This window comes from Paenibacillus glacialis, assembly GCF_001637205.1.
In the GTDB taxonomy this organism is placed as follows: Bacteria; Bacillota; Bacilli; order Paenibacillales; family Paenibacillaceae; genus Paenibacillus_AQ; species Paenibacillus_AQ glacialis.
The window spans coordinates 128,084-141,407 of the sequence record NZ_LVJH01000003.1; the positions used below are offsets into that span (position 1 = coordinate 128,084).

At 41.3% G+C, this 13,324-nt stretch carries 9 protein-coding genes, 1 pseudogene and 1 riboswitch; all 10 genes and pseudogenes read left to right on the forward strand.

What is annotated here, in order from left to right; translation table 11 throughout:
• Window positions 1-67: 67 nt before the first annotated feature.
• The 10 genes and pseudogenes from PGLA_RS03455 (at window position 68) to PGLA_RS03495 (ending at window position 13,321) form a co-directional block, all read left to right on the forward strand.
• Entirely contained in the window at window positions 68-1,738 is a 1,671-nt protein-coding gene (locus PGLA_RS03455; protein ID WP_068528729.1) for an extracellular solute-binding protein, read from the forward strand.
• Window positions 1,739-1,818: 80 nt separating this feature from the next.
• On the forward strand, window positions 1,819-3,738 hold the full coding sequence (locus PGLA_RS03460; RefSeq protein WP_068528731.1) for a cache domain-containing sensor histidine kinase: 1,920 nt from the start codon (window positions 1,819-1,821) through the stop codon (window positions 3,736-3,738).
• Window positions 3,707-5,317: a response regulator gene (locus PGLA_RS03465; protein ID WP_068528734.1), complete on the forward strand. Its 1,611-nt coding sequence runs from the start codon at window positions 3,707-3,709 to the stop codon at window positions 5,315-5,317. The genes PGLA_RS03460 and PGLA_RS03465 overlap by 32 nt, the downstream gene beginning before the upstream one ends.
• A 290-nt stretch (window positions 5,318-5,607) precedes the next feature.
• Window positions 5,608-5,706, forward strand: a riboswitch (glycine riboswitch).
• Window positions 5,707-5,943: 237 nt separating this feature from the next.
• Complete coding sequence (locus PGLA_RS03470; protein ID WP_068529364.1) at window positions 5,944-7,332, forward strand: alanine/glycine:cation symporter family protein; 1,389 nt, start codon at window positions 5,944-5,946, stop codon at window positions 7,330-7,332.
• A gap of 209 nt (window positions 7,333-7,541) precedes the next feature.
• On the forward strand, window positions 7,542-7,667 hold the full coding sequence (locus tag PGLA_RS29340) for a hypothetical protein (RefSeq protein WP_281197249.1): 126 nt from the start codon (window positions 7,542-7,544) through the stop codon (window positions 7,665-7,667).
• A 46-nt stretch (window positions 7,668-7,713) separates the two neighbouring features.
• Window positions 7,714-8,367: pseudogene (locus tag PGLA_RS03475) on the forward strand (MBL fold metallo-hydrolase); the annotation flags it as partial.
• 314 nt (window positions 8,368-8,681) lie between these two features.
• Window positions 8,682-9,479 (forward strand): sulfite exporter TauE/SafE family protein, encoded by a 798-nt coding sequence (locus PGLA_RS03480; RefSeq protein ID WP_068528738.1) that lies wholly within the window; start codon window positions 8,682-8,684, stop codon window positions 9,477-9,479.
• Between the two features lie 42 nt (window positions 9,480-9,521).
• Window positions 9,522-9,833 carry a rhodanese-like domain-containing protein gene (locus PGLA_RS03485; RefSeq protein ID WP_068528741.1) on the forward strand — a complete coding sequence of 104 codons (312 nt, stop codon included), beginning with the start codon at window positions 9,522-9,524 and terminating at the stop codon, window positions 9,831-9,833.
• A 47-nt stretch (window positions 9,834-9,880) separates the two neighbouring features.
• Window positions 9,881-10,252 carry a rhodanese-like domain-containing protein gene (locus PGLA_RS03490; RefSeq protein ID WP_084410731.1) on the forward strand — a complete coding sequence of 124 codons (372 nt, stop codon included), beginning with the start codon at window positions 9,881-9,883 and terminating at the stop codon, window positions 10,250-10,252.
• Between the two features lie 222 nt (window positions 10,253-10,474).
• Window positions 10,475-13,321 (forward strand): TerB N-terminal domain-containing protein, encoded by a 2,847-nt coding sequence (locus tag PGLA_RS03495; RefSeq protein ID WP_068528748.1) that lies wholly within the window; start codon window positions 10,475-10,477, stop codon window positions 13,319-13,321.
• The last annotated feature ends 3 nt before the right edge of the window (window positions 13,322-13,324 follow it).

The following is a 13,324-nucleotide window of genomic DNA, read 5'->3' on the forward strand; positions in this document are numbered from 1 at the left end:
ACAATGGCGGTAAGGGTTGTAATATAAAGCATGATATACTAACTATCATCGAAAAGGGGTAAAGAAAATGAACATGAAGTATTTGAAGCGTAGCTTGTTACTGACTGCAGCGTTGGTCGTAGTAGTTGCCACAGCTGCCTGTTCCTCTGGTACTAATAACGAGAAGAATAAAGCTGCTAACAACAAAGTCGAAGACAAGCCAGCTGTTAAGTTAACTGCAGATCAACCAGGTTGGAAAGAAGACATTTCTCCAATCACATTTGATTGGTATCTGAACTTCTCTTGGTTTGCGAATAAATGGGGCGTAGATCCGACGTCGAAATACATTACGAAAAAGACAGGCGTGGATATTAACTTTATCGTTCCAGCGGGTAATGAAAAAGAGAAATTGAATACGTTAATCGCATCAGGTAATCTTCCCGATTTCATTACGTTAGATAAGGGAGAAGATGCCATTCAGAAGATGATTGACGGTGAAATGGTACTTCCACTTAATAAACTAGCTGATGAGTATGATCCATACTTCTTTACGTCATCGGATGCAGCTAAGTTATCATGGTATACAAAGCCTGATGGCAATGTCTATGCCTACCCGAATGCATCTTCTTCTCCGAAAGATTATGCTAAATATGGAGATACGTACATATCAAACCAAACATTCCTCGTACGTAAAGACATGTACGAAGCTATTGGTAGTCCAGAGATGAGAACGCCAGAAGGATTTCTGAAAGCGCTACAATTGGCTAAAGATAAATTTGGTACGGTAAACGGACAGCCCTTAATCCCACTTGGATTACATGAGTTTACAGATACAGGTAACTTCTCATTAGAAGCCTTTATTCAGAACTTATTAGCTATCCCGAAAGCAAAAGACGGTAAAGTATATGACCGCTCTACGGATCCTGAATATGTGAGATGGCTTAAGACTTTGCGTCTAGCGAATCAAGAAGGATTATTAGCAAAAGACGTATTTATTGATAAACGTCCGCAAATGGAAGAGAAACTTGCTCAAGGTCGTTATTTCGCATTGATCTATCAGGGCAAAGATATGGAAGCGCAATTAAGTTCGTTGTATGCGAAAGATCCAAATGCGGTCTATATCGCTGTGGATGGACCAGCTAACAGTAATCTAGATACACCTACGCTGGACGGTCCTGGTATTTCAGGTTGGACAGTAACCTTGATTTCTAAGAATGTGAAAGACAAAGCGCGTGCTATTCGTTTCATGAGTTATCTAAACAGCGAAGAAGGAAATAAAGACTTATTCTTAGGCGAAAAAGGGTTCAGCTATGATACAATCGATGGGGTAGATCAGTATAAACCTGAGCAATTAGCATTACTAAATTCAGACCGGTCTGCCTTTGATAAACAAAATGGATCATCCTTCACATTCTGGATGCTGATGAATACGAACATCACAGATCAATGGGCACCTAAAGCAGTAGAGCCGTTCAAATCTTTACAAGATTGGACCAGAGGGAAGACGGTGAGTGCATCCGAGTTTGAGTTAATTAATCCGACAGGGAATTCACCAGAGGGTATCATTAATACGAAACTTGCGCAGCAGTTCGGTAAAACACTTCCTAAACTATTGATGTCTGGTTCGGATGCGGAGTTCGACACCATTTGGAATGAGTATCAAGAAAAACGTAAAAAAGATGGATTGGATCAAGTAACTTCATTCCAACAAGCAAAATATGAGGAAAACGTGAAGAAACTAGCTGAATTCATGAAATAATCATTGTGCAATAGAGCCTCGAACCCGTAACTAACATGGGTTCGGGGCTGTTTCGACGAGAATGGGGAGTGCTGTAGATAATGAAATGGACACCGAAGTTTCTACAATCATTGATGTATTGGTGGGATCGTAGATCGTTACAGAGTCGCCTTATATCGACGTATATCATTATTATTTTGGTGCCCAGTTTAATTGTGTCTACTAATTCTTTTAATGCAATCAATGAAACATATATTAAAGATACGATTAGTAAGAATGGCAACTTACTTGAAATGGAGAAATTACAGATTGTGAATCAGATCGAATCGATGGAGCGGTCTGCTCAAATTGCGGTATCGGATAAAGCAGTTGAGAATTATTTGACGAGTCAGAGTGAACCACAATTAAAGGAACTTGTTGAGTTTAATACTAATGCCTATGTTAATTTAACACGAATTCAGTTCAATAACCCAAATATTGAGCACTTGCGTCTGTTCTCGGCGAGTAAGAATGTCCATGAAATTTGGCCGATTATATTCAGAGAGGATAGGATTCGGCAAGAACCTTGGTATAAACAGACAATTGGATTAGGGCTTCAACAGATGTGGTATTTCCAAGACGATGATGTTGATTTCACGAAGAGAGATTCTAATGTAATTGCAGAGAAAAATCCTAAAGTCTCTTTGCTTCGAGAGATTAGTGTTCCCGCTGGAGTACATTCAGGCATTATTCAAGTGGATATGTTGCTGTCTAAATTCTCACCTAGAACCTTCTCGACAATACAAGATGATCAATCGCAATTGTTTCTATTAGATGGTGATTTGCAAATGTTTACAAGACAGAATGATTCTTTCCTTCAGGATAATAAAGAAATGAATAAAGCGATTCACGATCGCTTTCTTTCTCTCCAACAAGGCGGAGTATGGGACACCCAGTATCAAGAGAACGGTAAATCATTCTTGTTCATCCAAGTGCCCCTTGAGCGTATGAATGCATACTTACTAAATGTAGTCTCCATGGAGGATGTTTTGAAGGATATTTCCGTAATTCGTAACAAGACAATTGGGACAAATGTGTTATTTATCGTGTTATTCACGGTGATCGCGTATGTATTAAATGCTATTATTCTAAAGAATTTAGTGAGACTTACTGAAGCGATGAAGAAGGCTCGTCGAGGCGAACTCTATACAGGGGTAACGATTCGAGGGGGTGGAGAGATTGCTGAGTTGACTCACCATTTCAATAAATTGATGAACAAAATTAACGAACTTGTTGCCGTGGCTGTTCGTAAGCAGGCATTGACCAAAGAAGCAGAGTTACGAACGTTACATAATCAAATTGATTCCCACTTTCTCTATAATACGTTAGAGAATATCAAAATGCTGGCGGAAATAGACAACCATCGTAAGATATCCGATGCTCTGACATCACTTGGTGGCATGATGCGTTATAATTTCAAATGGTCGGGAGAGTACGTCAAGTTAAAGGATGAGATTAGACATATTCAGAACTATATCGATGTCATGAATATTCGATTTGAAGAACCCATTTCGTTAGTTATGGAGATTCAACCTCAATATATGGAGTTAGAAGTATTAAAAATGTCGCTTCAGCCTCTCATAGAGAACAGTGTCAAACATGGGTGGTCAGATTCGAGTGATGAAAGCACCGACAAGAAAATTCAAATCGTGGTAGAGGCTGTGAAGGATGGTGTTTGTATATCCATTACAGACAATGGCGATGGGATGAGTAATGATCAACTTATAGAACTAAATAAAGGAATACGAGAAGATCGATTTGATACTCAGAATAAGCTGGATCCAGACAAACAAGACCCTGTAAGGGCAGGGATTGGATTACACAATGTACATCAGAGGATGCAACTCTTTTATGGTAAGGACTATGGATTGATCATTACAAGTGAAGAAGGCGTTTATACGAAGGTACTAATTACTTTACCTAGAGTTCTACTGACAGGAGGAAGTACTGATGAAGCGAACGCTATTGATCGTAGACGATGAGAAGAATATCCGGGTTGGATTGAAGATGATGATTGAGCGAGAGTTCCCAGATAGGTATTGTATTCATATGGCGAGTAATGGACAGAGCGCATTGGATCTTTACCGTGAGACATGTGCTGATATCGTGATCACGGATATACGGATGCCTGTCATGGACGGTATTCGTCTTATAGCCGAATTGGCTATCGAGAGTAGTGGTGACGGACCGGCTGTTGTCATTCTAAGTGGATTTGATGATTTCGAATATGCCAAGACAGCTATTAAATATAAAGTAAAAGATTACCTGCTGAAGCCTATCCGCCGCGAAGAATTATTTGATCTACTGAATCGTATTGAGAAGGACTTCACGAAACAAGAAGCGATCGATCGACAACGGGAAGAGGAAAGTGAACTTTTCCACAAGGAGCTTCGTGCTAGTCGTATACGGCAATTGTTGCTTCAAGAGAGTCTTTTGTCGGAGGATGAGTTGGAGGAGTATAGTCGTGAAATTGGATTCCAGAAGTTTGAGAAGCCATATACAGTAGCTGTTGTGAATTTTCGATATGACGATGGGTCCAGAATGTCCCCAAGTGAGACAGAGAGTTTAGTAGAACGGATGTCCGACTCCTTGGAAGGGAAACTCGAAATCATGACATCAGACTACGAAGGGAGACTCGTGCTCATTGGGAGCCCGAAGAGCTGGTTTCATGAGTTAGGACGACAAGCTGAAGAAAAAGGCTGGCGTGGGTTGCATATGGGTATCAGCACGGAGGGCTATTGCTTATTAGATATTCGAAATCGATATGAAGAAGCGATTCACTCTTTGCAATATACCTTTTTATACCCACAAGCTAACTATATTGAGTATGAAGCAGTTAGAACAGAACGCCGGAATTTCCCAGTACCACATGAAGATATCCGTAAATTGGCTAATATGCTCGGAACAGAGCATGAGAAAGAAATGCTGCTTCTCTTAGGTACCATATTTCATATCGAACATTTACAACACATCGACTTGTCGTATTTAGAACGAGTGAGCAGGCTGGTGAATGAGCAGGTATTAGATGAAGTATTCCTTTTATATGGAGAATCATCTGTAGAGGTACTCAAGCTATATAAAAAAGTCGGGAATATGTCTAACTTTCAGAGTTTTCACGATTACTATCGTAAGCTAGAGCACCTGCTCATCAGTGTGAATGCTTATGTTACAATGGTACGATCTGCATATACAGAAGAACATGGTGATATGAAGGAAGCCGTTGCCTTTATAGAAGAGTCCTATAATCGTTCTTTGAATATGGCGATGGTAAGCAATCATGTATCTCTGAATTATTCTTATTTTAGTGAGACATTTAAAGCTTATACTGGAGAAAACTTTGTTCTCTATTTGAAAAAAGTAAGGATTCGAAAGGCCAAGGAACTGTTATTGAAAAGTTCAGTGAAACTATCTATGGTCGGGGAATCCGTTGGTTTTGAGAATAGCAAGCAATTCTCCCGTGTGTTTAAAGAATTAGAGGGAGTATCGCCACATGAGTATCGAATAAAGGTCCAAGCTGACCAACATATAAAGGGTGATTCTAGCTCTAGTGAGTCGATATAAGTATGCAATCATATGTTAATTCAAACCGGGAAAAGAATGACTTTTCTCGGTTTTGTTATGTTGTATATGAAGTAATTCATATGAATACGGATGAAGTGATCAATTTCCATCTTATAGGATAGTTACAATGACTTCACAGAATGTTCACTTGTGAATCGACAGAATTAGTCAGTATAATGATAAAAATTTTATATCGCTGGATGATGTTTATGGGAGATGGAACGATATGTTTCAACCGAAGGGGCAAAACTCTCAGGTGCTTGTGGAAGCAACAAGCGAAGACCGTAAACGGACAGCACTCTGGAGAGACCCTAATCAATAGGGCGCCGAAGGTGCACGGTAGATGAATATCTGCTTAAACTCTCAGGCAAAAGGACAGAGATGAGAATAGCGAAAGAGGAAATAGTCTACGCCTTGTGAATGATTTCACTATAAGGCATAAGGTGTGTTTTCCTCTAAATATAAGAAGGTATAAGTGTTATCTTATACTTAATCTTATGTTTCTCGCTGAAATGGATACCGTCCTTATGAGGACGGCGAAGCCGTTTCTACTTATGTCTTTGAACCTCTCCAAGAGTCAAAATCAGTCGATTTGGCTCTTTTTTGTATTCATTATTTTAGGGGGAGTGGTTAAATTGGTAGAAATATTAGAGAAGATTGATAGTTGGGTGTGGGGACCTCCGTTGCTTATCTTGGTCATGGGAACTGGGATATGGCTGACGATTCGTTTAAATCTATTGCAGATTCTCCGCCTACCGCTCGCGCTTAAACTTATTGGCAAATCGCCAAATGAAGGAAGCGGAGATGTTAGTAGTTTCGGCGCTTTAAGCACGGCTCTAGCGGCAACTGTAGGTACAGGGAACATTGTAGGTGTGGCAACAGCCATTAAGCTAGGTGGACCTGGAGCATTGTTCTGGATGTTGACTGCAGCTTTTTTGGGAATGGCAACGAAGTATTCAGAGGGATTATTAGCCGTTAAATATCGGACAAAGGACGAGAATGGACAATATTCCGGTGGACCGATGTATTACATAGAGAAAGGCCTCGGTCGGCGCTTTAAGCCTTTGGCGATGATGTTTGCAGCCAGTGGTATCTTGGTTGCGTTGTTCGGGATCGGGACGTTTCCTCAGGTAAATGCGATCGTATCCTCTACAGAAGCAAGTTTTGGAGTGCCTGTGATCGTAACAGCTATTATTCTAGCTGTGTTAACAGCCATTGTGACGATTGGCGGTATTAAGAGCATTGCACAGGTATCTACGAAAGTGGTACCTTTCATGTCAGGCTTGTATGTTCTGGCTTGTTTAGGAGTTCTCATCAGCTTTGCTGATGAGCTTCCTCATGCGATCTCTCTCGTATTCACATCTGCCTTCTCAACTACGGCAGCCACGGGTGGATTCGTGGGAGCGACGATCATGCTTGCGATGCGAAGTGGTGTAGCAAGAGGGATATTCTCGAATGAATCCGGATTGGGAAGCGCACCGATTGCAGCTGCAGCTGCGAAGACGAAATGGCCAGCGGAGCAAGGATTGGTCTCGATGACGGGGACCTTTATCGATACAATTATTATTTGTAATCTGACAGGACTCATGTTACTCGTAACAGGGGTGTGGAATGGAGATAGCGAAGGTGCGCTGATGACGCAGCAGGCTTTTGCGAGTGCATTCCCTACCTTTGGTCCGGGACTACTTACAATCTGTTTGATTCTATTCGCTTTCACAACAATTCTCGGTTGGAATTATTATGGGGAACGTTGCGTGGAGTATTTAATAGGGGTCAAAGGGATCAAACCATATCGGTATCTATTCATCGCGCTCGTAGCAGGTGGAGCCTTTATCAAGCTAGATGCGATTTGGCTATTGGCGGATATTTTCAATGCATTGATGGCATTCCCTAACTTGATTGCCTTGCTTGGACTATCCGGTGTTGTTGTGAAAGAGACACGAGTGTATATGGCCGCTGTTCACGGAAAGAAAAAGGGGAAGACGCCACTATCGACAGAGATGAATATTAAATAACTAAATCCAAATTATGGGCATTCATATCGCCCTCATATCACATCGAAAACCTTCTGTTTCACACCATGTGGGATAGGAGGTTTATTTACGTTCACATCAACATGTTCCATTTATCTGTGTGCTGAATGTCCTTCAATAATCATTCTTTGTTGACGAACGAGGAAGACCGCACTATACTTTTATTATACATATAGGGGTATGGGTATACGATGAAAAACCGAACCAAATCGTATTTGGGGACTATTTCGGAAGGAGACGTCCTCAAACATTTCATTCGTAAGGCGAATCCAGATGAAGTGAAAGAGGAGATGTTATACCCTCATACCAACAAATGAAGAATTACTGGAAATGGTGGAACCCAATGAAGAGATAACGATCTAAGAACACCATGTTCAGATCACGCACACACTGGATACTCACCTTCACGCAGATCATATCTCAGGTGGTCGATTATTAGTTGATAAAGTGGGGGCAACCTATTGGTTACCTCCAAAGGATGCTACGGAAGTTGTATTCAATTATGCCGATCTTGAAGAAGGCGAGACCTTGACAGTTGGGAACACAAATATTAACATACAACCGGTATACTCTCCTGGACATACGATTGGGAGTACATCACTGATCGTAGATGATCAGTATTTACTAACTGGCGATATTTTGTTCATGGAGTCGATTGGTCGTTCGGACTTGGCAGGGAAAGCAGAGGATTGGGTCGAAGATTTACGCACTACTTTATATCGTCGATATAAAGAACTATCAAATGACTTGATTGTACTTCCAGCACACTTTGCCAAGATTTCTGAACTTGGTGAGGGCGGACAAGTATCTGGCCGTTTAGCAGATTTGTATCTGAACAACCCTGGGTTAAATATACAGAATGAAGCAGACTTCAGAGACAAAGTAACGAATCATTTACCACCGCAACCGAACGCTTACTAGGAGATTCGACAGATGAATATGGGTAAGATTCAACCGAGTGATGAAGAACAACGTGAGATGGAAATTGGGCCAAACCGTTGTGCGATTCACGACTGATCAAGGTTACTTGTACCGTCATATACAATTTTTACGCCAAGGGAATGGTAGGTTTCTTCCTTATAGTGACCATGTGAGCAAATTTTTATTAAGTGTAAGTTCGTATTGTCGCAGGTTAGTAATTCATTACACGTTGGGCATCTGCTTTCAAAAAAGCTTTTTAATTTATTCAGCATAATAACCACCTAATTCATATGAATTTACTTGGTTTTATTATACCTTTACGACTCCCCAATGTATAGGGGTTAATTAGATTATTTGCGAAGTTCAATGGATCTAACAGTCTATTGGGCTAGCAGTATGAGGGTGGGTCTATGGACATTTTTCTTGCAATTATTATGATCATTCTTGGTTTTATTGGTTCATTCTTTTCTGGATTATTAGGTATCGGTGGAGCCATCATCAATTATCCTCTGTTACTATTTGTTCCTTCAAGCCTTGGTGTAGCTAACTTTACAGCACAAGAGGTATCCGGCATTAGCATGTTTCAAGTGTTCTTTGCATCATTAGCTGGCGTTCTAGCCTATTTATCGAAGAGTAAGAAAAGTAAAACAGCTTCCTTGATCCATAAGGGACTCGTGATCAATATGGGCGTTAGTATTCTGTTGGGAAGTCTTCTCGGAGGATACGTTTCCAGATTTTTAGTTGGGGATGAGATTAACGTTATTTATGGTGTATTAGCGATTGTTGCTGTCGTGCTCATGGTCATTCCGAATAGAGGGAAACAACAAGATGATTCGGATGAAATATCGTATAACAGAATGATTGCCATTGTAGCTGCGTTCTCAACCGGTATTGTATCAGGGATTGTTGGTGCAGGTGGGGCTTTTATTCTTATTCCTATTATGTTAACTGTTTTAAAAATCCCTACAAGAACGACAATAGCATCTTCCCTTGCCATCGTATTTATTTCTGCCATTGGCGGCGTGATCGGTAAAATAACAGGAGGGCATATTCCCATCATGCCAACGCTGTTTACGGTTATAGGTAGCATATTAGGTGCTCCGCTTGGATCAAGGATTAGCGCAAGAATGAATGTGAAATATTTGCGATATGCTTTAATCGTTTTAATATCATTCACGGCCGTTAAAGTGTGGATGTCGATTTTATAATCATGACGATGTAAAGAAGCTTAAATAAAGGAGAGAAATGAAATGGCCTTTAATATACCGAAAGAAATCACGCCCGAGGCACTCGCTTCACGTCTAAATAACGGTGAGTCCTTGTTGATTATTGATGTAAGAGAACCGCAAGAATGGATGGAAGGACATATTGCAGGTTCTAAACATATTCAACTTGGCCAACTGTTAGAAAGACAAGATGAGTTGGATCTAGCACAGGAAATGTTCATGATCTGCAGAAGTGGAAGTCGTAGCGGGTTAGCATGTGAAATGTTAAGTGAACGAGGATTTAATGTAGTTAATATGACAGGCGGACTTATGGATTGGACAGATAGATTAGTGTAGATGCGTTCTACTACGAATATGGATAAGAAGAGGTGAACGGTGTGACGATGATCTATACCCTAATCATTGTAGTTGCCATATGGTTTATGTATACCCGGTTTGGATCGGCCAAGAATGTAAAGAGTTTGAGGGATGAAGACTTTCGTAACGAAATGAAGCATAACCCAACACTCATGCTTATTGATGTGCGCGAACCACATGAATTCCAAGGTGGATATATCCCAGACGCTAAGAATATCCCTCTTTCTCAGTTAAGCCAACGTTTTTCAGAAATTCCAAAGGATCGTAAACTTCTGCTTTATTGCAGAAGTGGGATGAGAAGTGGTAAAGCGGGAGGCATTCTTATGAAACAAGGATATACCCAATTAGCACATTTACAAGGCGGCATTGATGCTTGGAAAGGGAAAGTCTCGAAGTAAACTAACAATATTAGAAGAACCCTAAATACTACATTTGGGGTTCTTTTTGCGTATAGAGCATACCAACTTGAAATCATCTGCTTTTAGACAAATAATGATATAATCTATTCGAAGTGTTTCGGTTGTAAATATCAACCTCGATGATCGTCGAAGGTTGTGTATATAGCATGTGAAGACAATTGTAGATGAATAAAAAGGACTAGGGAAAGGAGGGGCTTGTGTATGACAGGCGAGAGGGAAAATGGAAACCTAACTGACATTCGTATTAGTGAAACGTATCAAGAGGCTGAGCTTGTACTCGAAGGATATACAGAGGTGAATAACGGTGTAGGTCAAGCCTATGCGATTCCAGTATTGATGGTAGATTCTCAGCGACTTAAGGCTGCTGAAGTCTCACGAAGTATCAAGCCAGATGGTTCCCTTGTACCTGTTCTTGATGGTTATATATCGGTGGATACACTTAGACAAGCTGGGGTTGGCCCGATGGGTAGAACGATTCATGGGGCAGTTATGGATAGACCCTATCAACTTATTGCCTTGGAGATCATCGCTCGTGGAAGTGAGCGGATGCAAGGTGCATGGAATCGGGTCATATTTCCTGAGCTGGATTGGCCCTATGCTGGAGAATACCCGGTCTACGAACATTTGCAATTTCTAGCGAAGTGGGGCTTGAATGGGGGAGCTCGGGGTGGAGCTTTCAACCATGCTGAGGAAATACGGTTATTCATGAATGATACTTTACAGCGTTATCCAGAAACGAAGATTCTTGTGGTAGGTAAGAAGGTGTTATTGGACAAGCTGAGAGAGAGTTGGGTGGAGCTGGATGCGATGTGGCTTACCGCAGGTGGGAAGCAACAGATGTTCCAAGAGATTCTTCCCAGTGGAATCATCATCGCAACGCCTAATGTAGCTAAGCAGCACCAGGTGCAGACGATGTCTTTTGATATCATACTGATGCTTGAACCCGATGATCTAACGAAGAGTAGCACGACTCAAATATATAAGCAATTGAAGAAGATGAAGTCGCGGCTTAAGCTCGCGGTATATGCGAAAGAAGATTATATAGCACAATCCTATGTGTCTACTACGCATATGAATCTGCTGAAGATTAATGATTATAGCGTATCTCAATATGTAATCTATAATCCTAAGAATCCGCGAAAAGAATTGCCGCGACCCTATCGGAGATTGGTACGACCTTCAATTCTTGCGGAATCACCCTCTCTTCATATGACAGAGATGGAACTAGAGGGAGAACGTGGAGAGAAAGGAACACCGATTCCTCGTAGGGAAGAGGGTGGACAATTTATTCCATCGTCCTTAACGGCAAGTTTTTTACCAGAACGGCATGCGAAACAAGCGGAAGGAACATCTTTCTCCTCAGAAGGAGAAGGCATTCCGGCATCAGCATCTGGGGGCGAGTTGAGATCTCCGTTCGATCTTAAACTTCATGCTGAAATCGAGTCTTTATTTCCACTACAGCCGAGATCAGCTAGAGGTCATGATTCATCTATTACTTCAGTTCCTGCGGGGTCGATATATGAATTGAGTGAACATCGGTTCACCAAGAGAGCTAGATTGTATGAGGAAAGAATCGAGTCATCCGCTGTGTTTGTGCCTTTTATGAATTACTGGCCGACCTATGACAGCATGACAAATTCGCAATCCATGTGGTACTTCTATTGGAGAGGTGAAGTAAGAAGTCAGCGTTATCAAGGTACAGACCTTTCTTATATCTTTCTATATGTGTACGAATTGATCAATGGGATAGGTTGGAGGGAACCGATCGAGGGCTATCAAATGATGGTAGATGTATGGATGGCTTATCGAGAGCAATATTCGAAGCTAACCTCCTACATATTAGAATGGATGACCGACTTTGCCTTGGTACATCAGCTACCTATTTCTCTTCATGATGTATTCAGATATGCTCCGAATGAACTGACCGGTGATTTATTAGAGATGGAATTGATGCACAGGTTCCGTACTGAACCGCTAGATATGCCATTGTCCCTGTTGATGCGATTGTCGGATGTGGATGTGTCCAAGAGCAAGTTCTACACCGAGGGAGGGGAACTATCCATGAAGGAGTATGTTCCTAAGGTATTTGCACTTGTGGATGCCTATTTGGCGAAACAACAAGGGTTACGCTTAATCGAGATGTTCTATCCGGGACCCATTCTTCAGAAGGAGAGACCTCTCTTCCAAGGTGCGATGTATGATGAGTCCCAATATGGTAGATCCATTATTATTAGTATATCTAAGATCAGTGCACATCCACCTCTGAGGGAATTTGCGACACAGTTGATTCGTCTGACGGAGAATAAACTTCGTGAAAATCTGAATTTCAAGGGAAGGCTCCGTGGCATTGAACTAGAACCTGAGATTGAGACACTCGTGTCTCGCTATATTGATCGGATGTTCACGAGCACGTCTGTACAAGAACGGAGGGGTCCGGCTGTCGTCATCGATGAAGAGAAACTTGCGCAGCTCCAACAAGATTCGGAGTTCGTGCGAGATATTCTTACAGTGAATATAGAAGAAGAGACGGATCTTGTCATCCATTCCAATCACAAAGGATCGGAATGGACTGGCTATGGGGATGCAAGTGCAGATGATGTTAAGGATAAAGTGGAAATGGAAGATGAACTTGAACTTAAAGTTGAAATTGAAGTTCAAGTCCAAGGTGAAGTTGATGTTGAAGCGAGAACCGCTTTTGCAGAACAACAAGTTTCCTTATTGCATCATGATATAAATATCCTTAAGGAATCTGACGGTAAGCCTTCTAAATCTCTGATTACATGGGATGTCACTGGATTACCAGAAGAGTGGAAGGAATTCGTGAACGCACTCAGTGCAATCCAACTCGAATCAATATATATATTGAAAGAGGGACAGGATCTGTCAGGGCTACAGGACATTGCGAACGAGGCGGGAACGATGCCAGAATTGCTACTGGATGATATTAACATGATCGCTATGGATACGCTTGGTGATTTAATCATAGATGGTGCTGAATTGACTGAAGAATATTTGCCTATGTTGGCGCAATTAAATAAGACAATTTAATGA

Excerpts from the sequence above, each read along its gene's own strand:
- PGLA_RS03455 (WP_068528729.1), top strand. The coding sequence starts at position 68 with ATGAACATGAAGTATTTGAAGCGTAGCTTGTTACTGACTGCAGCGTTG.
- PGLA_RS03460 (WP_068528731.1), top strand. The coding sequence starts at position 1,819 with ATGAAATGGACACCGAAGTTTCTACAATCATTGATGTATTGGTGGGAT.
- PGLA_RS03465 (WP_068528734.1), top strand. The coding sequence starts at position 3,707 with ATGAAGCGAACGCTATTGATCGTAGACGATGAGAAGAATATCCGGGTT.
- PGLA_RS29340 (WP_281197249.1), top strand. The coding sequence starts at position 7,542 with ATGAAAAACCGAACCAAATCGTATTTGGGGACTATTTCGGAAGGAGAC.
- PGLA_RS03480 (WP_068528738.1), top strand. The coding sequence starts at position 8,682 with ATGGACATTTTTCTTGCAATTATTATGATCATTCTTGGTTTTATTGGT.
- PGLA_RS03485 (WP_068528741.1), top strand. The coding sequence starts at position 9,522 with ATGGCCTTTAATATACCGAAAGAAATCACGCCCGAGGCACTCGCTTCA.
- PGLA_RS03490 (WP_084410731.1), top strand. The coding sequence starts at position 9,881 with ATGATCTATACCCTAATCATTGTAGTTGCCATATGGTTTATGTATACC.
- PGLA_RS03495 (WP_068528748.1), top strand. The coding sequence starts at position 10,475 with ATGACAGGCGAGAGGGAAAATGGAAACCTAACTGACATTCGTATTAGT.